This is a genomic window from Cycloclasticus sp. PY97N (assembly GCF_002443175.1).
GTDB classification, from domain to species: Bacteria; Pseudomonadota; Gammaproteobacteria; order Methylococcales; family Cycloclasticaceae; genus Cycloclasticus; species Cycloclasticus pugetii.
Window position 1 is genome coordinate 498,585 of the sequence record NZ_CP023664.1, and the last position, 21,893, is coordinate 520,477.

19 protein-coding genes are annotated in these 21,893 nt (G+C 42.2%); 17 read left to right on the forward strand and 2 right to left on the reverse strand.

Annotated elements, in window-relative coordinates; translation table 11 throughout:
* Positions 1 to 6: 6 nt before the first annotated feature.
* From ubiB to CPC19_RS02530, 6 genes are all read left to right on the forward strand, one after another.
* The gene (gene ubiB / locus CPC19_RS02505; protein WP_016390881.1) at positions 7 to 1,653 is read left to right on the forward strand and encodes a ubiquinone biosynthesis regulatory protein kinase UbiB; all 1,647 of its coding nucleotides are present in this window, start codon (positions 7 to 9) and stop codon (positions 1,651 to 1,653) included.
* Between the two features lie 169 nt (positions 1,654 to 1,822).
* Complete coding sequence (locus tag CPC19_RS02510) at positions 1,823 to 2,593, forward strand: hypothetical protein (protein ID WP_016390882.1); 771 nt, start codon at positions 1,823 to 1,825, stop codon at positions 2,591 to 2,593.
* 116 nt (positions 2,594 to 2,709) lie between these two features.
* A complete protein-coding gene (locus CPC19_RS02515) occupies positions 2,710 to 3,261 on the forward strand; it encodes a thioredoxin family protein (RefSeq protein WP_016390883.1) in 552 nt (183 codons plus the stop codon).
* A gap of 48 nt (positions 3,262 to 3,309) precedes the next feature.
* Positions 3,310 to 4,101 (forward strand): DUF429 domain-containing protein, encoded by a 792-nt coding sequence (locus CPC19_RS02520; RefSeq protein ID WP_016390884.1) that lies wholly within the window; start codon positions 3,310 to 3,312, stop codon positions 4,099 to 4,101.
* A gap of 94 nt (positions 4,102 to 4,195) precedes the next feature.
* Positions 4,196 to 4,564 carry a YajD family HNH nuclease gene (locus tag CPC19_RS02525; protein WP_016390885.1) on the forward strand — a complete coding sequence of 123 codons (369 nt, stop codon included), beginning with the start codon at positions 4,196 to 4,198 and terminating at the stop codon, positions 4,562 to 4,564.
* Positions 4,565 to 4,627: 63 nt separating this feature from the next.
* On the forward strand, positions 4,628 to 5,059 hold the full coding sequence (locus tag CPC19_RS02530) for an ester cyclase (RefSeq protein WP_015006860.1): 432 nt from the start codon (positions 4,628 to 4,630) through the stop codon (positions 5,057 to 5,059).
* Between the two features lie 116 nt (positions 5,060 to 5,175).
* On the opposite strand, the gene CPC19_RS02535 is transcribed toward CPC19_RS02530, so the two are convergent.
* Both CPC19_RS02535 and CPC19_RS02540 read right to left on the reverse strand, forming a co-directional pair.
* The gene (locus tag CPC19_RS02535) at positions 5,176 to 5,709 is read right to left on the reverse strand and encodes a 3-phenylpropionate/cinnamic acid dioxygenase subunit beta (RefSeq protein WP_015006859.1); all 534 of its coding nucleotides are present in this window, start codon (positions 5,707 to 5,709) and stop codon (positions 5,176 to 5,178) included.
* Positions 5,709 to 7,064, reverse strand: coding sequence for an aromatic ring-hydroxylating dioxygenase subunit alpha (locus CPC19_RS02540; protein WP_016390886.1), 1,356 nt, complete (start codon positions 7,062 to 7,064; stop codon positions 5,709 to 5,711). The genes CPC19_RS02535 and CPC19_RS02540 overlap by 1 nt, the downstream gene beginning before the upstream one ends.
* A 190-nt stretch (positions 7,065 to 7,254) precedes the next feature.
* On the opposite strand from CPC19_RS02540, the gene CPC19_RS02545 reads away from it, so the two are divergent.
* The 11 genes from CPC19_RS02545 to CPC19_RS02595 all read left to right on the forward strand — a co-directional run bounded on the left by CPC19_RS02545 (position 7,255) and on the right by CPC19_RS02595 (position 21,879).
* Positions 7,255 to 7,428 carry an oxidoreductase-like domain-containing protein gene (locus CPC19_RS02545; protein ID WP_016390887.1) on the forward strand — a complete coding sequence of 58 codons (174 nt, stop codon included), beginning with the start codon at positions 7,255 to 7,257 and terminating at the stop codon, positions 7,426 to 7,428.
* A gap of 99 nt (positions 7,429 to 7,527) precedes the next feature.
* Complete coding sequence (gene tkt, locus CPC19_RS02550; protein WP_016390888.1) at positions 7,528 to 9,531, forward strand: transketolase; 2,004 nt, start codon at positions 7,528 to 7,530, stop codon at positions 9,529 to 9,531.
* A gap of 12 nt (positions 9,532 to 9,543) precedes the next feature.
* On the forward strand, positions 9,544 to 10,515 hold the full coding sequence (locus CPC19_RS02555) for a type I glyceraldehyde-3-phosphate dehydrogenase (RefSeq protein WP_016390889.1): 972 nt from the start codon (positions 9,544 to 9,546) through the stop codon (positions 10,513 to 10,515).
* A 19-nt stretch (positions 10,516 to 10,534) separates the two neighbouring features.
* Positions 10,535 to 11,710, forward strand: coding sequence for a phosphoglycerate kinase (locus CPC19_RS02560; protein WP_016390890.1), 1,176 nt, complete (start codon positions 10,535 to 10,537; stop codon positions 11,708 to 11,710).
* Positions 11,711 to 11,901: 191 nt separating this feature from the next.
* Positions 11,902 to 13,467, forward strand: coding sequence for a VWA domain-containing protein (locus CPC19_RS02565; RefSeq protein ID WP_016390891.1), 1,566 nt, complete (start codon positions 11,902 to 11,904; stop codon positions 13,465 to 13,467).
* A 62-nt stretch (positions 13,468 to 13,529) separates the two neighbouring features.
* Complete coding sequence (locus CPC19_RS02570; protein ID WP_016390892.1) at positions 13,530 to 14,243, forward strand: hypothetical protein; 714 nt, start codon at positions 13,530 to 13,532, stop codon at positions 14,241 to 14,243.
* A 299-nt stretch (positions 14,244 to 14,542) separates the two neighbouring features.
* A complete protein-coding gene (locus CPC19_RS02575; RefSeq protein WP_016390893.1) occupies positions 14,543 to 15,628 on the forward strand; it encodes an alkane 1-monooxygenase in 1,086 nt (361 codons plus the stop codon).
* A gap of 203 nt (positions 15,629 to 15,831) precedes the next feature.
* The gene (locus CPC19_RS02580) at positions 15,832 to 16,440 is read left to right on the forward strand and encodes a TetR/AcrR family transcriptional regulator (RefSeq protein ID WP_016390894.1); all 609 of its coding nucleotides are present in this window, start codon (positions 15,832 to 15,834) and stop codon (positions 16,438 to 16,440) included.
* Between the two features lie 2 nt (positions 16,441 to 16,442).
* Complete coding sequence (locus tag CPC19_RS02585; protein WP_016390895.1) at positions 16,443 to 18,761, forward strand: RND family transporter; 2,319 nt, start codon at positions 16,443 to 16,445, stop codon at positions 18,759 to 18,761.
* 47 nt (positions 18,762 to 18,808) lie between these two features.
* Positions 18,809 to 21,106, forward strand: a complete 2,298-nt coding sequence (locus tag CPC19_RS02590) for an RND family transporter (protein WP_016390896.1) — start codon at positions 18,809 to 18,811, stop codon at positions 21,104 to 21,106.
* Positions 21,103 to 21,879 carry an outer membrane lipoprotein-sorting protein gene (locus CPC19_RS02595; RefSeq protein ID WP_015006847.1) on the forward strand — a complete coding sequence of 259 codons (777 nt, stop codon included), beginning with the start codon at positions 21,103 to 21,105 and terminating at the stop codon, positions 21,877 to 21,879. The genes CPC19_RS02590 and CPC19_RS02595 overlap by 4 nt, the downstream gene beginning before the upstream one ends.
* Positions 21,880 to 21,893: the final 14 nt, after the last annotated feature.

Consider the following 21,893-nt stretch of genomic DNA (forward strand, 5'->3'; position numbering starts at 1 on the left):
AGTAACGTGATAAACCCAACAACGGCCTTTCGGCTCATTCGAATTCAGCGTGTGTTGTTGCGTTATGGTCTCGATGAGTTTGTATTTAATTTACATTTATTTAGGCCGTTACGTTATTTAACCTATTTATCCCCTAGCTATTTTTTAGGTAAACGAAAGGGTTCGCGTGGTGAACGTCTTCGTAAGGCACTAGAAGATTTGGGGCCTATTTTTGTGAAGTTTGGCCAAATTTTATCAACACGGCAAGACTTATTGCCACCTGATATTGGCGAAGAGCTGTCGCGCTTACAAGATAATGTTCCACCCTTTGCTGATGATTTAGCGCGCCAGATTATCGAAAGCTCGTTAGAGGTTCCGATAGAAGAGGTGTTTTCGACTTTCTCACCTAGTCCCTTGGCATCAGCCTCTGTGGCGCAAGTGCATACAGCAACATTGCATACCGGCGAAGATGTTGTTGTCAAAGTGCTTCGTCCGGGAATTGAAAAAATTATTAATTCAGATGTGGGTCTGTTATATACCCTAGCGGAACTTGCTAATAAATACTGGGGTGAGGCCAAACGGTTAAAACCCTTAGATGTGGTTAAAGAGTTTGACCATACCATTCATGATGAGTTGGATCTTGTTCGAGAAGCCGCGAATGCCTCGCAGTTACGACGAAACTTTGAGCATTCAGAGCACCTTTATGTGCCCGATGTGTACTGGGATTATACGCGCCAAAATGTGATGGTGATGGAGCGAATCTATGGCACACCAATAGGCAAAATAGATCAATTGCGTGAAAAAGGTGTTGACTTAAAGTTACTTGCCGAACGGGGCGTGGAAATATTTTTCGCACAAGTATTTAGGGATAATTTTTTTCATGCCGATATGCATCCGGGTAATATTTTCGCCTCTGATGATGCAAAATACCTTGCGGTGGATTTCGGTATTATGGGAAGCGTGACGCTTGAAGACCAGCGCTATTTAGCAGAAAATTTCCTAGCCTTTTTTCAGCGTGACTACCTCCGTGTGGCGCAATTGCATATTGAATCGGGCTGGGTGCCTAAAGAAACCCGTGTTGATGAGTTTGAAAGCGCGATTCGTGCAGTGTGTGAGCCGATATTCGAAAAGCCGTTAAAAGAAATTTCGTACGGTCATTTGCTCTTACGCCTTTTTCAAACGGCGCGTCGTTTCGATATGGAAGTGCAGCCACAACTAGTCTTGTTACAAAAAACTTTATTGAATATTGAAGGCTTAGGTCGACAGCTTTATCCAGATTTGGATTTATGGCAAACCGCTAAACCGTATTTAGAGGAATGGTATAAAAATAAAGTAGGGCCAAAAGCGACCTTCAATAAGTTAAAAGAACACCTGCCGATGATGGGGGAAAAATTACCAGAGTTGCCAGAGATGATGTACCAAGTACTCAGTGATGCTTCAAAAGGTGAGCTTGAGGTTAAGTGGAGATCAGCGCAACTAGAAGAAATAAAGCAGCAAATGGCTAAAAATCACCGTAAGAGTATTATGGCAATTTGTGGTGGGAGTTTACTGATTTCAGCTGCGGTTATTTTAGGCTTAGATGGTTTTTCGCCGTTAATGCTGGGTGATGCGCCGTTAACTACTTGGGTTTTGGGTGTGCTGGGTGGAATATTACTGTTTAACGCATTAGACTAAAACTTAAGCGTGGTTGGGTGAGTGCTTAGTAAAGAGGTTTAAATTTTTCGTTTGCAAGCTTCATAACTTTTAATGCATCATCCTTAGGGTTCCTTTATTTTATTGACCTAAATCAACAGGTTATATATAATCAAGTGGCTTAAATTTAATGGAAAAGGATGTTCTGAAAATGAAAATAAAAAGGCTTAGGTTAATTACGTTATGTATTGTTAGTTTGATAAGTGTAAATGTCATGGCGTTTGACTTTGGAAGTATTATTGCCGGGGCAGTAAAGGATGCTGTAACAGAAGTAGCTACAGATGTAGCAAAAGATTCAACAAAGGCAGCTGCTAAATCTGTCGCTAAAAGTCAGGGAATAGAAGGTGCTGATCAATACATTGATGCGGCTGTTGAAAATGCTGAAAATATTCAAAATGTTCAAGGATCAGTGGCAAATGCGTCAGCATCAGCGGGTGCGTTAAAAGGCTTAGCTGGCTCAGGACCTCTTGGGGCGGCGAGTGCAGTATTGAGTAGTGCAGGAATAGCACAAGATACGGTTAAACTAGGCTCAGCAGTTGGACGTCCTGATCAAGAGTATATGGCCATTTCTTCAAGCATGGGCAGCTGTAAAGATAATCCTTGTATACTGAAGCATCAACAACAATTAATAAACTTACAAAAGCGTGCAGAGGCTTATCAAGTTAACACAGGTGATGCTAATTTAGATGGGCAGGTTGATGGCTATGATGTCCGTCAAGCTAAAATTAACGCAGCTATGGCAAAAATTCATAGCTGTTCGTCAGCGGACCAAAAATGTAAAAACCAAGGGTATGAGCAGCTAAGAGCAGTTGATAACTTGGCGTCAGCTCAAAATGGTGAGGCAACGAACGCTCATCCTGCAGCAACAGTAGCAACTGAAGCGATGGGAAAGCTAATGGGCTCATTTGGTTTTGGCAAATAGTTTTAATTGTTTTTTCTTAAAAGCCGCCTATGAACAGGCGGCTTTTTTGTTAGCGCGACGATAATGATAAATGTATTGCTTCTTCACTGTTAACTAAAAGATACTTAAGCTAAGAAATGACATTAAAGCATACACCTATTTGCGACGTTGGCTTACAAGCCCCGGATTTTAAACTGCAATGCGTAGATGGTAAGTATTGGACGCGTGATGAATGTGCGGGTGAAAAGGGTTTGTTGGTGATGTTTATCTGCAACCACTGCCCGTATGTAAAAGCGATTCAAGAAAAATTAGTAGACGATGTCGCTATATTGAAGGAGAGTGGTATCGGTGTGGTTGCTATTATGTCGAATGACCCAAACGATTACCCGGCCGATTCATTTGAGAATATGCAAAAAATAGCCATCGAAAAAAACTTTAACTTCCCCTACTTAATCGACAGGACACAAAAGGTTGCGAAAGCGTTCGGTGCTGTTTGTACGCCCGATTTCTTAGGTTATAACGCCAATATGGAGCTTCAATACCGTGGTCGTTTAGATGGGCGTGGGATGCAAGATAATACGGTTGAAGTTAAGCGCGATTTAGTGGAAGCGATGTTATTAGTGGCAAAAACGGGCGCAGGGCCGGTTGAGCAAATACCCAGTATGGGCTGTTCTATAAAATGGATGTAGTTGTACAGACAGCCTGGCCTAAAGTGGCTCATTTTCAGTGAGGGCAAGATGCCGATCGCTCCCAAGCACTTAAAATTTGATGACGGCTCAGTAACAATTATTGGAGTAGATTGCGCGACGCAGTCGAGTAAAGTCGGTTTAGCCCTAGGCTCTATGTCTAAAGGGTTATTAACGATAGATAAAGCTATGAAGGTTGGTAAAAGCGGCTCAATCGCCAATGTAGTATCGAGTTGGATCAGAGAAAACAGTACGACTAAAACATTGATAGCGATGGATTCACCATTGGGCTGGCCGATAAAGTTAGGGGAAGAGCTGATTGGTCACACAGCAGGTTCTTCACTCAGTACAGAGGCTCATCAAATGTTTCGTCGCAGAACCGATTTTTTTATAAAAGAACAGGCGAATAAACAATCGTTAGATGTAGGAGCCGATAGAATTGCAAGAACAGCGCATGCCGCTTTGAGGTTGATAGACGAGATAAAAGAACAGGTTGGAATGTCTATTCCTTTGGCGTGGAATTCTGAATTAAGGCATCCGATAAGTGTGATTGAAGTGTATCCAGCGGTGACCTTGAAATCTTGTCGATTGCTTTCTGCTACGAGCTATAAAAAAGAAAGTAATGGTGCAAGAGAGCAGATTGTTGATGGCCTCAGTGAGTTCATGACATTACCAGAAGCAGATAAGCAGTCGATTATCGATGATGATGATATTTTGGATGCGGTAGCCTGTGTTTTGGCCGGTTCTCACTTTATTAATAATGAAAGTGTGGGCCCAGCAACTACAGAGGATAGTGCCCTAGCAGAAAAAGAAGGCTGGATTTGGGCGAGAATGCCTCGGTGAGTTTGCTGATACTCAAGCACCAATTAAAGTGATAACAGTATTTTCAATAAGACAGTGTTGGTATCGGTTGTTGAGAACTTTTGAGGAGGCATAAATGCCAACAGATAAGTTGAGTAAAACAGTGGATCAGGTTGTTAGTAATGCTCGAAAAGATCGTGAGCAACGAGATACTGGTTACCGTGCGAAAGCGTTAAAAATGTACCCTTGGATTTGTGGTCGTTGCGCAAGAGAGTTTTCTCAACAGACGCTGCATGAGTTGACGGTACACCATCGAGATCACGATCACGATCATGATAATAACCCTGAGGACGGGAGTAATTGGGAGTTGTTATGCGTTTACTGCCATGACAATGAGCATTCAAGGCAACTTGATCATCAATATGGCTCATTAACTGAAGATAAAACTAAAGAAGAGTTAATGCAACACCCCTTTGCAGGGCTGTCAGACTTATTAAATAAATAACCCCTCCCAACGCTATTATTACTTTATGCTAATGAATCAATAATAAGAAAATAAGGAGAGAGAATGTCTGAGGTTAATAAAAAAATTGTTAGGGAGTTTTTTGCAGCGATGGACAGCAAACGCTTTGATGATATGAGAGATTTACTGCACCCAGATCATTTGTTCCACTTGCCGATGGCAAAAGAACCGTTGGATAAAGATGCACATATGATTATGAATATGAAGCTGCAAGAGTCAATGACAGATTTTGATCGGCACTTTTATGATCAAATTGCTGAAGGTGACAAGGTGGTTAGCAGAATGAAACTACGCATGAAACATGTTGGCGAGTTTAATGGTGTTGCACCGACAAATGAATATGTTGACCTAGACGCTATTCATATTATGCGAATAAAAGATGGATTGAATATTGAAGAGTGGGATGCAGTCGATTTTGTGCCTTTTCTTAAAGCACTGGGCTTTATTCCAAAAGACTCGAAAGGCCCTTGGGATTAAAGAGCAAGAGCCCACATATGATGTAATGGAGATAGCTCGGTTGCAGTGCTTAATGAGCTGATCTAAGAAACGCCTATTGTTTTAAAGTAACAATAGGCGTTTTTTATTTAGGTGAATTAGAAGAAGAAGTTAAGGTTACTATCTGGGACGACAGTGTGATTAAACAACATGCTTCTTTTAGCCAGTTTGAGGCTATTGTCTTCAAGGCGCCAAATATCATCGCGCGATACCACCATGCGCTTTTCTACGCCATCGAGTCGGCTTCTAAGAACGGTAACAACAGAGAGAACGTTCCATTCACCCTCAACCTCTGTAGGGAACACCTCTATATTAGACACTGCGTGGTTTATCATGTTTTGAGGGTTCTCAGACCAAACGAGATTCGTCGCAAAGCGAGCAATACGTAGCTCTAATTGTTTTTTATAGTCATTAAAAATATTTGCGTCGAGAGGCTTGATGGCCTGCTTTTTTTCTTCACGTAAATAGCGAGCGGGTACGGGCATATAGTAATAAATATCGTCCGTTAGCATCGCTAGCCATTGGTCATACTCTTCATGGTCAAGTAGACGCGCTTCTTTATACAGAAGTGTTTGGAAGGTTTGGTAGGTGTCCGCATCAACAGCATTTTTAAAAGGAGATGGTTGACTCATTAGTTTTGTCCTCTTGTTGCATTTGCTTCTTCTAGGCTGTTGTAGTTTGGAACGGTGCTCCAATCTTTTGCTGCCATCATTTCTTGCCAGCGACGGTAGAAATATCGTTGGTTTTGTTCACCCACAAGACCGTCACTAACGACGCCAGGCATTTCAGGGTGTGAGTACTCTTTGCCTAAGCCCATATTGGTGTATACATCTTTTTGGCGGGTTTGTAGGCCTCTGTTTTGTGAAGTACAGGCGGCAAAGTTTTCACCATCATCGTTATCAAACATGCCGGCGGCGCCAAATGTTCGGCAAACATTGTCGAGCACAGTTTGTTTTAACTCGTCTGACATCTCTTTATCAACCATCGCCCACGTCCACATTTCCATTTTTCCTGGACCTTTTGGATGATAAACACGGAACCAATTAAGCCCCGGTAACATTTGCACATTGGGGAAAATAGTCATGTTAATTTGCGAGCCCCAAAATTGCTTACCACGCGTTTCGCCAAGGCGTGAAATAACAGTCTCTCGGTTTTCTTCAAGGTAGCTAACAGGTAGGCTTGGATCAGGGTAGAACGCATAACCTGATTGCCCATCAAGAGATGAAATAATCGAGTGACCATTCATGCCACCACCAGCCATAGCAGTTGAACTATCTACTTTAGTATTGCCTAGAGAAAGGCTTTCAATGTCCATTGAGGTAGCAACAGTCATAACACCTGCATGAGCCCAGCCAATATGATAGCCATCGCCGCAGGCGTTTTCGACAGGTAGTTTCCAGTTGACAGGGTATTCAACTTTTTGCGTTGAGCCGATTAACTCGGTGCCTTCTGGCATGGCGTCGAGCCAAACATCTAAGTACCATTTCATATCACCCAAATAATCATCTAAAGTCGGTGATTCTGGATCAAAGTTACCAAAAATTAACCCTTTATAGCTATCTACCTTGCAAACAGGGTGTAAGCCAAATTTGGATTTATCGAGTTCATTGTAATAAGCATCCTCTTCCAGCGGGACAGATTGAAGCGTGCCATCTGCGGCAAAGCTCCACCCATGGTAGCTACAAGTAAACTGCTTGGCATTGCCTTTATCTGCCTTACAAACACGGTTGCCGCGATGGGTGCAGGTGTTAAGGAAGGCTTTGACCGATTGGTCTTTTTGACGAATAACGAGGACCTCATCTTCACCCATAAAGGTCCTGAAATAGTCACCTGGATCAGGTATTTGGCTTTCGTGCGCTAAAAATAACCAGCATTTGCCAAAGATTCTTTCTTGTTCTTGCTCATAGATGTCTTGTTCATGAAAAATAGATCTACTTTGTCGACCAGTTGTATTGTCGACCAGTTGGCTAACGTCCACTTTACCCATAATGTTCCCCTTATGTGTTGAATTTGAGAAGGATGATTAATAACTATCCATCTAGTATATATTTATCGTTCAATGCTTGTCTAACGCTTGGTTGGTAAAAGCGATGAGGTTGGGCAAAAGATTGATCCAAGGCATTTTTTATAAAAAGAGTAATCGATAACTTAATTTAAGCTGCCATAATATTAAAGTGATGGCTGTGATACCAAAAAAAATACTAAAACCCAAACGCCCAGAAAATGATGATTGTTGTGGTGGAGGGAGCTGTTGCCCGTGCGTTTGGGAGGACTACTTTAATCAACTGGATCTATGGAATGAGCAGCAAGTTAAGGAAAAACTTGATAATACGTTAGATAAGAGAGACTGACTAACGCTATATCTTCTTAACGCTTCAGTGTAAAATTCACCATTTCAAAATTAGTGCGTTACGCGCTGATTATCAATCGATTAACAATAAGCAAAGATCATGAGCCCAAGACCTTCTCGTCAAACACTAGCGAATGCTATTCGTGTCCTTAGTATGGATGCTGTCCAACAAGCCAACTCAGGACACCCCGGTGCACCGATGGGGATGGCAGATATTGCAGAAGTACTATGGAATGACTTTTTGTCGCATAACCCAGCCAATCCACACTGGGTGAATAGAGATCGCTTCGTATTATCGAACGGTCATGGCTCAATGTTGTTATATTCGTTATTGCATTTGTCGGGTTACGATTTAGATATTGAAGACATTCGTAATTTTCGTCAGCTGCACTCTAAAACACCGGGTCACCCAGAATACGGATATGCGCCAGGGGTAGAAACAACGACAGGTCCTTTAGGTCAAGGTATTAGCAACGCGGTGGGTATGGCTTTAGCTGAAAAGGTATTAGCTGCACAATTTAATCAACCTAACTTCAAGGTGGTTGATCATTACACGTATACCTTTATGGGGGATGGTTGCTTGATGGAGGGTATTTCGCATGAAGCATGTTCTTATGCGGGAACGCTTGGCTTAGGCAAATTAATAGCGTTTTGGGATGATAACGGTATCTCGATTGATGGCGATGTAGAAGGTTGGTTTACCGATGATACGCCAGCACGTTTTGAAGCCTATGGTTGGCAAGTAGTTCGTGATGTAGATGGGCATAATGCTAATGACATCAAGCAGGCGATTGAGCAAGCACAAAAAGAAACGAATAAACCCACGTTAATTTGCTGTAAAACAGTGATTGGCTCTGGTGCGCCTAATAAAGAAGGGACGCATCATGTACATGGCGCTCCATTGGGTGCCGAAGAAATAGCTGCTACCAGAAAAGCATTAGGTTGGGCAGCGCCTGCCTTTGAAATTCCAGCTGAGGTAAAGAATGCGTGGGATGCAAACGATAAAGGTGAACAAGCAGAAGCTCAATGGGAAGAGTTATTAGAAGCTTATGTGGCTGAATACCCAGACCTAGCTGATGAACTATTGCGTCGTTTATCGGGTGAGTTAAGTGCTGATTGGGCAGAAAAATCAGAGGCATTTGTGCAGGCAGCGCAGCAGGCAGGTGAAACCATTGCCTCACGTAAAGCATCATTAAACACACTTAATGGTTACGGTCCTTTATTGCCCGAGCTTTTAGGGGGATCAGCTGATTTAACTGGCTCTAATTTAACTAAATGGTCAGGGTGTACAGATGTTGATGGGACGAATGCCAACGGCAACTATCTTCATTACGGCGTGCGTGAATTTGGCATGAGCGCAATTCAAAATGGCATTGCATTACATGGCGGCTTTATTCCTTATGGCGCAACGTTTTTAACATTTTCTGATTATGCTCGTAATGCTGTGCGTATGGCTGCATTGATGAAATTACGAAATATTTTTGTTTTCACGCATGACTCGATAGGGTTGGGTGAAGACGGACCAACACACCAATCGGTTGAGCATGTATCAAGTTTACGGTTAATTCCAAACTTAGATGTATGGCGTCCGTGTGATGCGGTTGAATCTGCTGTTGCATGGAAGTATGCGGTTGAAAATGAAAGCACGCCGTCAGCGCTAATTTTTACTCGTCAAAACGTACAGCACCAGCCACGCACAGCTGACCAAGTGGCGGCTATTTCAAAAGGGGGTTATATCCTTAAAGATTGTGAAGGTGAGCCGCAGGTTATTTTAATGGCTACGGGGTCTGAAGTTGAATTAGCGACAACCGCTGCTGACGTATTAGCAGCAGAAGGTGTTAAGGTTCGCGTACTATCTATGCCGTGTACAGACCTTTTTGATAGACAAGATATGGCGTATAAAGAATCTATATTGCCTGCCTCAGTAACCGCAAGGGTAGCGATAGAAGCAGGGTCAACAAGCCTTTGGTATAAATACGTGGGCTTGCAAGGTGCGGTCATTGGCTTAGACCGTTTTGGTGAATCGGCTCCGGCTAAAGAATTGTTTGAATACTTTGGCATCACAGCGGAAAAGTTAGTCGAAGCAGCAAAGAACTTAATATAAGTTTCTAAACTCATGGGTATTCGTATAGCCATTAATGGGTTTGGTCGAATTGGGCGAAGTGTACTCAAGGCACTGTATGCGTCTAACCGTCAAGAGCAGATTCAGGTGGTAGCCATTAATGACATTGAGTCATTTAGCACCGTAGCCGAGCATGTAAAAAATGATTTGTCTGGGCTGAACATAGAGCTGTCTACTGATAAGAATACCCTGCTGATTGCAGGTAGGGATGTGCATTATTCGTCACAGGCAAACCCTGTAAAACTGCCTTGGAAATCGCTGAATATTGATGTAGTGCTCGAGTGTACAGGGCAATTTACTCAAGCAGAATCCGCCCATATGCATATTTTGGCAGGGGCTAAAAAAGTCCTTATTTCTGCCCTATCAGATGATAAGGTTGATGCCACGATAGTGTACGGTGTAAACCAGGCAGATCTAAAAGCAGAACATAAAGTCGTTTCAAATGGCTCTTGCACATTAAATTGCTTAGCCCACATGGTAAGTGTTTTAGATGCTGCGATGGGCGTTGAGTACGGTTTAAGCACAACTTTACATGCTTACGATGATAGGCATGAGTCAATGGTTGAGCAAATACCCATGATTCCAACTAAAACAAATTCACCAAACTCTATTGGCCTGGTGTTGCCGCACATGAAAGGAAAAATAGATGGGCTTTCTATTCGCTTATCCACTATCAATGTAGCGATGCTGGATGTGACCTTTAGCAGTAAAAATCAGACAACAGTCGCTGAGGTTAATGAGCGAATGCGGCAGGCAGCCAGTGCTAGTCTGCAAGGGGCGCTTGGCTATAGTGAGGAAAATGCAGTGTCAACAGACTTTAGCGTTCATCCTGCTTCGTGTGTTTTTGATGCTACGCAAACTAAGGTGACAGCAGGTCGGCTCGTTAAGGTCGTTGGCTGGTTTGATAATGAGTGGGGCTTTTCAAATCGAATGCTGGACACCGCGCAAGCGATGATGACGAATTAAGAAACATAAAGGAACTCAGATGACGATTATAAAGATGCAAGATATAAATTTATCTGGCAAACGCGTACTGATCAGAGAAGATTTGAATGTGCCTATTAAGGCAGGGAAAGTAACCAGTGATGCGCGTATTAGGGCTAGTCTGCCAACCATCCAACAGGCGCACAATGCAGGTGCGGTGGTGATGTTAATGTCACATATCGGGCGCCCAATTGAAGGACAGTATGATGAGACCTTTAGTTTGAAACCAGTGGCAGAGCATTTGTCTACCTTGTTGGGAAAACCGGTGCGCTTAGAAAAAGATTGGTTGGATGGGGTCAGTGGTCAGCCGGGTGATATTATTCTTTGTGAAAATGTACGTTTCAATGTTGGTGAAAAAGCAGATGACGAAGTGTTGTCGAAAAAAATGGCCGCTCTATGTGATGTGTTTGTGATGGATGCGTTCGGCACGGCTCACCGCGCACAAGCCTCAACACATGGCGTTGCCAAATTTGCACCGATTGCATGCGCAGGTCCGTTATTATCAGCTGAATTAGATGCTTTAGGTCAGGCGCTATTTGAACCGGCTCAGCCGATGCTGGCGATAGTAGGTGGTGCAAAAGTGTCGACTAAACTGACGGTGCTGGACTCGATGTTAGACAAGGTTGATCAACTTATTGTTGGCGGTGGTATAGCGAATACTTTTATTGCCGCTCAAGGTTATTCGGTTGGCAAGTCGTTGTATGAGCCAGACTTGATTGATGAGGCGAAAGCGTTAATGTTAAAAGCAGAGCAGAATGGTGCGAGCATCCCGGTTCCGGTTGATGTGGTTTGCGGTAAAACATTTTCAGAAGCAGCAGAAGCGACAGTCAAATCAGTCAAAGATGTTGAAGAGGATGACTTAATCCTTGATGTTGGCCCTCAAACAGCTGCCCAATATGCGGGTATCGTTAAAGCGGCTGGAACAATTGTTTGGAACGGACCTTTGGGCGTGTTCGAGTTTGACCAATTTGCAGGTGGAACAAAGGTATTATCACAGGCAATTGCAGACAGTGATGGTTTTTCAATTGCAGGTGGCGGCGATACGTTAGCGGCAGTGGATAAGTACGACATTGCCGATCAGGTCTCTTATATATCAACAGGTGGTGGTGCTTTCTTGGAATTTTTAGAGGGTAAGGCCTTGCCTGCGGTATCAGTTTTAGCTGAACGTAGCGCCTAAAACCAGAGCTGTTGGCGCGTTGTTGCGCCTTTAACAACGTTATTTCAGAAAATCTTGTTATATTTTGGTGCCATTAGCGAGCGCCTATTTCTTGCTGCACGGTTTATATTCAAGTTATTTGAACGCTTGCCGATATACACTTTACCTACATAACCAATTTCACGGCTGCTTAAATAGCGCTTAACTGATTTATGAAAAAGATTACGCATTTTTCCCTAACGTGTTTATTACTTTTTGCCTTGATGGTCACATCTGTTCAGGCCGTAGATTTTAATAAAAATAATGCCATCGAAGTTCGCGTCTTGGTCGATGTGTCCGAGAGGATGAAAATAAGTGACCCAGAAAATCATAGAATATCGGCGCTCAAACTGTTCATCAACCTCTTGCCGAATAATGCAAACGTTGGTATTTGGATGTTTGATGAGATGCCAACAGAGATCATGAAAGTGGGTAAATCCGGTATTTCGTGGAAAACGCAGGCTCTTAAGAATGTAGAAAAAATTCAATCATCTAATAAAACAGGGGATATTGAAAAAGCGCTTGCGGTGGCTTCGCTGGATTGGGTAGAAAAAGACAAGAATGCACGTCGGCACATTGTTCTTTTAAGCGACGGAAAAGTAACGTCAGGAAAACTCATGAAAGATAATGTGGCGTCTAAAGAACGAATACTCAATTACCAGGTAGCGCGTTTAAAGGAAGTTGATGTTAGTGTTCATACGGTTGGATTTTCTGATGATGCGGATCTTGGTTTTTTAGAAACAGTGGCTAATGAAACACTCGGTTGGTTTGATGTGGCCAAAACAGCTGCACAGCTAGAACGAGCATTGCTGAGGGTTAGTAAACGCTTGGTTGAGAGAAATAGTATCCCATTAATTGCGAATACATTTACAGTTGATGAAACCGTAAGACAATTCACCGCAGTTGTTTTTAGAAAAAAAGGCTTTGGTACTACCCAGTTGGATGACCCGGAGGGTATGGATTTTGGACGTAGCAGTAATAGAAGCGGTGTTAGTTGGCACCGTGAAAAGAAATATGACATTGTGACAGTCACTAAGCCAATGGCTGGTGAGTGGAGGTTGATTGCAGCGGCTGATCCAGACAATGAAATCTTCATCACCACGAATTTGCAAATGGCTGTTGAAAACATGCCAAAAGAGATTTTTTCGGGTTCCGATACACGCATTAGAATGCTCATGACAGACAAAGGTAAGCTTCTGAAAAATAGCAATATGTTAGATGTTATCGATGCGACGGTCGAGATTATAAATCAACGAGGGGACAAAGAAGTGCTTCCAATGCAGTTAGATATGATCAACGGCGGGTATTTTTTTGTTGATATTGGAAAAAACCTTAAGGTCGGCCCTTATGAGCTAATAGTTAGGGCTGCTGGAAATACCTTTGAGCGGATAGAAACGCTGTCTTTTTATGTCAAACAAAAGCCTAAAGTTAATTATGTGGAAATCAACCCGGTGTTCGATAAAGTACTTGAGCAAGCCGGTATTGTGCTGCCTGAAGAGGGGCTCACAGAGCAGCAGATTTTTCAATGTCCAGATTTGTCCAGTATTGTAGCGGGCGGAGAGGGTGAGCTTGAACCTGTTGTTGAGTCAGTAGAGGAAGCATCAAATTGGGCCTTAACCAGCGGGGTCGTATTGCTTGTTAATATAGTGTTAGCTGTGGCTGGTTTTTTTGGCTTTAAGTTATTTAAGAAGAAAATGACCGTTAAGGATGAGCAGTTGAGCAAAACGTTAGGGGTTTAAGGCGGCTTGTGACAAACCAGGCGGCGAGTAATATTAACGCGATGAATAAACGGAGTATTTAAATGAGTGAGTCGTTTTTAATTTTATTAATTGAGTTGGTATTTGTTTTAACAGCGATTGTTGGCTTGCTTTTGTTTAAAGCCTATAAGAAAAAGGAAGCCCTACAGAGTCAGATCACAGGGCTGGTTAAAAAGGTCGATAAAGAAGCGCAAGGCAGAAAAGAAACACTAGAAAACACGTTCAAAGCACAGGGAATTGCAGCTGATCAAGCAGGGCAAAACGCCGATCGCTTGGTGGGTGCGGAAGCCAATTGTGTTAAAAAGTTTGCGGTAGCGCAACTTAGTTTAGACCCGAAGGATATTGCTTCCTTTTCCGAAGCCGTTTATGGCTTATCAGCAGAGCACTTGGATGTGGGGTTATTAAATGCTGAGATTCTTTCATCAACACAAGTTCCAGTTGCTCCAGTGGTACAGCCAGTTCAACCTGTGCAGACAACAGTTGGTAGCGAACAAGAATCGGTTCAAGTAAATGATGATATTGAAGTCTCGCTTGATCTCGATGCGCTAGCAGACTCAGATAGTGCTGACGATGCTGGTGAACAGTCAGAGTCAGATGTAAAGAGTGTTAATACGGCGACACCAACCATTGAGCCAGAGGCTGAAGAAGAGCTTGAAATAGGTCAGCTTGACGGACATGTTGAGGTGTTGCGTAGCCCTGATACAACGGAAGATTCGGATGAACCCGTTGAAGAAGAGGCTGAGTTAAAAAAAGATTGAATAATCAGTTAGAGCTGGCGTAAAAAGTGATTGGAAACACAGCGCCTTAGGTTAACCCTGTATAAGAATTCGTCAAATAATCCGCTCATAATAGCGGGCTAAATACTACTTAGTTAGTGTTATAGGGTGCCTCCCATCCCCAATAAACCTTCGTTATTTATATAGGCTTTAACTTGTTGCGGCATAGAGCCCCCAGAGAGTAGATATTTGTAAACAATAGTATTAGTTACGAGCATATATTAGAAAAAAATGATATAAATACTATTTTTAATAAGTCATTAGATGTTGGAGAGCTGAAAATGGAAAAAACAAAAAATAAAGTGGTTGCCCCACGCTATTTTTCAGGGTCGTTAATGTTAATGTTAGGCGTGTTAGGGTTTTATCTTGGTGGCCTTTGGGTTTGGTTAGGCACAGCGGCGTTTATTTGTCTTGTTGTGTTGGATGTAAGTTTGCCTCGTGATGAGCAGTTGCATGATGTTCGGGCGACAGGCTTGCAGCATTTCGTCCTTTATTGCCAGTTACCATTAATTGTCATGCTCTGGTTAATGTTTGCCGATATGTTGAGCACGTCGAGTGGTAGTGTGCTGGAGATTATGGGTGGTATTTTTTCACTGTCCTTTTTAACTGCGCTGGGCGGTTTGCCTCCAGCTCATGAGCTGATGCATCGTCATGGTACATTGGATCGCTTTTACTGTACTTTGTATCTCACAGTGTTCTTACTCCCGATGAATGATCTCGGGCATGTTAAAGGTCACCATTTGAAGGTCGCTACTTCTGAAGACAGTGATACACCTCGTAGAGGTGAGTCGGTTTATACGTTTGCCTTTAGGTCTTTATGGGGACAAATGAAAGACTCGATTGAGATTGAAAAAGGCCGTCTGAAAAAAACTAAAACTTCTTTTTGGTCGCCTCAAAGCCGTTTCTTTCAATCGGTTATTTTAATGTCGACTTGGTTGATTATTTGGTTTTCAATTGCAGGTATCCAAGCTTTGCCATTGTATATATTAACTATGGTTATTTTTTATCTAGTGTTAGGTGGCTTTAACTATACCCAGCATTATGGCCTGATCCGAGTTATTGGCGAGCCTATTGAAACGAGACATTCATGGAATCAACTAAAGCCATTAAGCCGAGCGCTTTCATTCGAAATATCTAATCACTCTGAGCACCATTTAAAGCCAACGCGTTTTTATACCGATCTAAATCCATATCCAGATGCACCGCAACTACCCAGTATTGCGTTGTGTTTTGTTTGCGCATTTATTCCCCCTCTTTGGGAGAAAAAGATTGTTAGGCCGCAATTAGCTATTTGGGATGAAACGGTGGCTAGCGAAGCAGAACGAAAGCTTGCTCATGAGGCGAATATAAAGGCAGGTTGGGTTTAAACTTGGTGTAGCCTGATTTGCGAAAACGGGCTTTTATTAGCTTATTCATTCTTTACTTTATTGTAATAGAGTAACAGCACTGTTTGATGTCTTAAGGTTGTCGAGTTAGGATTCATTGAGCGCTGCCCCCATTTTTGAATAAAAGCAAAATAAACTATGAATATTGTAGTAAATATTCATAGTTTATTTGCTATAGTGTGCGAATGAAGCGATTTGATACGAATTTATCTGAAGAACAGATAAAAAAGGATATTCTAGCTGCCGCTGATAAGCGTTTTAGAGCGTTTGGATATAAAAAAACAACCATGTCTGAAATTGCGCAAGATTTAGGTATGTCAACTTCAAACCTATATCGTTATTTTCCCAGTAAGGTAAGTATTGCTGAGGCGTTTGCCTTGCATTGCTTTGCAGAAAAAGAGGCTGGCCTACGATTGTTACTAGAGCAGCCATTAGACAATGCCATTGATGCCTTGATTGTTTATGCAAAGGGGCTTTTACACTATAACTTTGATCAGTTGAACAGCTACCCGGCTATCAATGACATGATTATGGCCTTATGTGAGACGAGTTCAGAAGTGGTGGATAAAAAAATGGACGGTGAATTATCGATCCTTAAGGTTATTTTGGAAAAAGGTCAGGCGCAACAATGTTGGGCCATAGAAAACATAGAAGAAACTGGCCTAGCGATTATGGCCTCTTGGGTAATGTTTAGCACGCCCACCTTTATGCATCATCAAACACTAGAGCAGCTAGAAGAACGTCTGAGCAATGTGCTCAATTTAATTATTATAGGTTTAAAGGTAAGGGATTAGTTATGCATCGTTTAGAAACAAACTTTAGTGAATGGGTTATACGATACCGTATCGCAATTATAGTGTTGAGCGTGTTAGTCGTTGTCGTCTCTGGGCTTGGTGTTAAATACCTAGGTTTTACGCCGGATTATAGAGTTTATTTTAGAGACGATAGTCCGCATTTGATGGCGTTTAATCAGAATGAAGCGACCTATGCTAAGTCAGATAATGTCTTTATTCTTATTGCACCTGAAACAGGCGATGTTTTCCAGAAGGAAATATTAAGCCTTGTTGAGAATATGACGGAAGAGGCGTGGCAAATCCCTTATTCACTAAGGGTTGATTCAATTCAGAATTTTCAGAATACGTATGCAGAAGATGATGACCTTATTGTTGAGGATTTGTATGCAGAGGCCAGCTCATTAGAACAGGACGATATTCAGCGGGTTAAATCGGTGGCGCTTAGCGATCCGCTTCTTTATAAGCGAATTATTTCAAAAGATGGTGGTGCAACGGCTGTTAATGTGACGATTGAGTTCCCTGAAATTGACCCCGAAGGTGAGTTGCGTGAAGTGGTGGCCCATGCACGTGAATTAGTGAAAAAATACCAAGAAAAACACCCGACAGTTAAATTTTATGTAACCGGTATGGCATTTATGAATAATGCCTTTGTTGAATCGGGTCAAGGGGATGGAGAAACGCTTTTTCCAATTAGCTTTGTGGTGATGGTTTTATTTCTCACCATATTATTACGCAGTTTCAGTGCGGTGTTCGGGGTAACCTTGGTTATTTTTATGTCAACGCTGGTCGCCTTTGGTTTGGGTGGCTACGCTGGTGTTCTACTGGCGCCCGCATCGGTGGCATCTGGACAAATGATTATGGTGTTGGCGGTGGCTAATAGTGTGCATATGCTGGTCACCTTCATTTTTGATTTGCAACATAATGTGGCGAAAACAGAGGCGTTAAAAGAAAGCTTACGGATTAATTTAGTACCCATTTTCTTGACCAGTGTGACCACGATGATTGGCTTTTTGGGGATGAATTTTAATGAATCAGCACCGTATAGAGATTTAGGGAATTTGGTAGCGGTTGGTGTTTTTGCATCGATGGTTTTTTCGCTGACTTTTTTACCAGCCATCATGAGTTTTTTGCCCGTACGAATTAAGCCCGGGGAGGATGCGGCAGTCCCTTATCTAGAAAAGTTTTCAAGGTTTTCTATTAAATTTCATCGTCCATTATTACTGTTAATGTGTGTGGTGGCCATTTTGTCAGCCGCAGCGATACCGCTAAATACATCGGAAGAGCATTTCACTACGTATTTTGACCATAGCGTACAGTTTCGCGTTGATTCGGATGCAACTCTGGATATTATGGGTGGCACGTTTCAGCTGACATACTCTCTTCCTGCCAACGAAAAGGGCGGGGTGAGTGAACCAGAATACCTTAAGAATTTAAAAGCATTTGCCGATTGGTATCGAGAACAGCCAGAGACGATCAATGTCTTTGTTTTTACCGATACCATGCTGCGTTTGAATAAAAATATGCATGGGGATGACCCTGCTTGGCAAAAATTACCAGAAAGTCGTGATTTGGCTGCGCAGTATACGCTGCTGTATGAGATGTCATTACCTTATGGTTTGGATTTGAATAATCAGGTTAATGTGGACAAGTCAGCCACGCGGATGGTCGCGACCGTCAGGGATATGACCAATAACGAACTGATGGCGCTTGAGGAAAGAGCACAGGCCTGGCTAAAAGCAAATGTTCCCAGCACAATGACGACCATTGGTACAGGCACCTTGATGATGTTTTCACATTTGGCTGATACCAATACCACCAGCATGATCGTTGGGTCTGTACTGGCACTGATTCTTATCTCAGGTATTTTAATGGTGGCCTTGCGCTCGGTTAAAATGGGCCTGTTAAGCTTGGTGACCAATATATTGCCCGCAGGGGTTGGTTTTGGGCTTTGGGGCGTGCTCAGCGGTGAAGTTCATATGGGCTTATCGGTAGTGGTCAGTATGACGTTAGGCATTGTGGTGGATGACTCGGTGCATTTCTTAAGTAAATATTTGCGTGCCAAACGCGAAAAAGGCTATTCGACAGAAGAGTCCATTACATACGCCTTTACTCATGTAGGCAAAGCATTAGGCATTAGTACGCTCGTTTTAATAGCTGGTTTTGGTGTGCTGATGGCATCGCACTTTGCGATGACGACTGATATGGCGCTGTTAACGGTATGGATTATTGTCGCCGCCCTAGCCGCAAACTTCTTATTCTTGCCGGGTCTATTGTTAAAGTTTGATAACAACAAAGCGAAGGTGTTGAAGCAAGACGCTTAATGAAAGTGCTTGAGTTGTTAATGTATAGGTTAGAGAGAAACCAATAGATGGATCGTTTAGAAGGCTATTTTAGTCAGTGGGTTATTAAGTACCGTGCATGGATTATTGCTGTTAGCCTGTTAGTGTTGCTAGCGGCTGGCAATGGGTTGCAATATTTAGGTTTTGATAATGATTACCGTGCTTTTTTTACCGATGATAACCCTGAGTTATTGGCTTACGATAAGGTTGAAAATACCTATACAAAGTCAGATAACGTCTTCATTTTAATTGAGCCAAAAACAGGCGATGTTTTTCAGCCGGAGGTGCTCAAGCTTCTCGAAGAGCTGACAACATCCGCTTGGCAAACCCCACATTCTAGACGTGTGGATTCGCTGCAAAATTTCCAGAATACCTATGCAGAAGACGATGATTTAGTTGTTGAGAGCTTGTATGAGGAAGCCGAAGATTTACTGGCTGTGGATATCGAAACAATTAAGCAAGTCGGTTTGTCAGACCCGTTACTATTGAAGAGGTTAGTCTCTGCCGATGGCCGTGTTACGGCATTGAATATTACCATTGAATACCCAAAAGTTGACGCGGATAAAGAGCTAAAAGACGTTGTGTCTAGCACACGTGACATGGTGGCTAAGTTTGAGAAGGCTTACCCTAATGTTAATTTTTATATTACCGGCATAGCGTTTTTAAATAATGCCTTTGTTGAAGCGGGGGAGAATGATTTATCCCTGTTAGTGCCGGTAAGTTTGCTTTTGATGGTTGTCATCATGTTTGTGTTATTGCGCAGCCTTAGTGCAGTAATAGGCATTACATTGATAGTTATTTTTTCCGATGTTATTGCCTTGGGTTTAGGCGGTTATGCCGGCATAAAATTAACACCCGCGTCTATTTCATCAGCACAAATGATTATGGTACTAGCGGTTGCTAATAGTGTTCATTTGCTGGTTACTTTTATGTATGGCTTGCAGCATAAAGTTCCAAAGCAAGAGGCTTTGCTTGAGAGTATACGGATTAATTTACAACCTATATTTTTAACAAGCGCCACCACGATGATTGGTTTTTTATGCTTGAACTTTAGTGAATCCCCACCTTTTAATGATCTAGGTAACTTAGTGGCAGTGGGTGTGTTTGTTTCCTTTTGTCTGTCGCTAACTTTTTTACCAGCGATGATGAGTTATCTGCCAGTCCGCGTGAAAGCGGGAGAAGATATTGCTGTAGAGCGCTTAGCGTCTTTTTCTAGGTTTGTTATTCGTTACCAAAATATTATATTGTTTTTGTCAGCAGGGGTTGTGTTGGTTGCAGCTTATGCTGCTACGTTAAATAAACCAGAAGAGCAATTTCTTAAATATTTTGATGAGTCTGTAGAGTTTAGAGGTGATTCTGATTTTGCTAATCAATCCGTTGGTGGTCTATTTCAAATATCGTTTTCTTTACCAGCTGAAGGTAAGGGCGGCATTAGTGATCCGCAATATCTAGAGCATTTAGCGCTGTTTGCCCAGTGGCTTAAAGAACAACCAGAAATTATTAATACGTATGTTTTAAGCGATACCTTAAGGCGGTTGAATAAAAATATGCATGGAGATGACCCCGCTTGGTATAAGTTGCCAGAAAGTAGAGAAATGGCTGCGCAATATCTGCTGCTATATGAAATGTCATTGCCCTATGGCTTGGATTTAAATAACCAGGTGAACATTGATAAATCAGCCACTCTTTTGGTGGTGGGTGTTGAAGAAATGAGTAATGTTGAGCTGTTAGATTTTGAACAGCGTGTGCAACAATGGATGCAGGATCATTTGCCAGCGAGTATGCAAGCAAAAGGCTCAGGATCGATTTTAATATTTGCTCATCTGACAGACAAAAATATCAAAGGTATGCTTAGCGGTTCTATATTGGCGTTGGTGCTTATTTCGATGATTCTAGTTTTTGCACTTCGTTCCATTAAGGTCGGCGTTTTAAGTTTGGTGCCGAATTTAGTCCCAGTGATTATTGGTTTTGGTCTTTGGGGTCTATTTTATGTTGAGGTGAATATGGCTTTAGCCGCTGTGGTGAGCATGACCTTGGGCATTGTGGTAGATGATACTGTGCACTTTTTAAGTAAGTATTTACGTGCTAAGCGTGAAAAGGGTTATAGCACTGAAGAGTCGATTACCTATGCGTTTACCCACGTTGGCAAAGCGTTAACCATAAGTACACTGATCCTCAGTGCAGGATTTGGTGTTTTAATGTTGTCACCTTTTGCGCTTAATTCAGACATGGCCACCCTAACTACGTGGATTATTATGATCGCTTTGGTGGTGGATTTATTACTGTTACCTATTTTATTACTCAAACTAGATAAGGAAAAAACATGAAAAAATTAGTCAGTTTATTGGTGCTTTTGTTGCCGTTAATGGCCAGCGCGCAAACGCCGGAAGAAAAAGGCATGGAAATAGCGGTAGAAGGTGATAAGAGGGATGCCGGTTTTGGCGATATGACGTCAGATATGGTGATGACACTTAAGAATGCAAATGGTGATGTCAGTATTAGAAAAATGCGATCTAAAAACCTTGAGGTAGAAGGCGACGGCGATAAGGGCTTAACTATTTTTGATGAGCCAGCTGATATTAAAGGCACGGCTTTTTTATCCTTCACGCATATTTTAGAGGCAGATGATCAATGGTTATATCTGCCCGCTTTAAAACGAGTAAAGCGTATTTCATCTAAAAATAAATCAGGCCCTTTTATGGGCAGTGAGTTTGCCTTTGAGGATTTATCATCCCGTGAGGTGGCAAAGTTCAGCTATTTGTACTTACGCGATGAAGTCATTAATGGTGAAGAGGTGTTTGTTGTTGAATCTAAGCCTAACTATAAGTATTCAGGATATACGCGTTTAATTGCTTGGATTAGTAAAGAAAAGTATCAACCGTTAAAAATTGAATATTATGACCGTAAAAATACCTTGTTAAAAACGACGACAGCAACCGGCTACCAGCAGTACATGGGTAAATATTGGCGCCCTGATTCATTAAACACGGTGAACCATCAAACAAAAAAAGAAACACGCTTGGATTTTTCAAACTACGAGTTTCAAAAAGGTTTGTCTGATCGTGACTTTAATAAAAGCAGCTTAAAACGAGCGCGCTAATAACTGAGTACAAG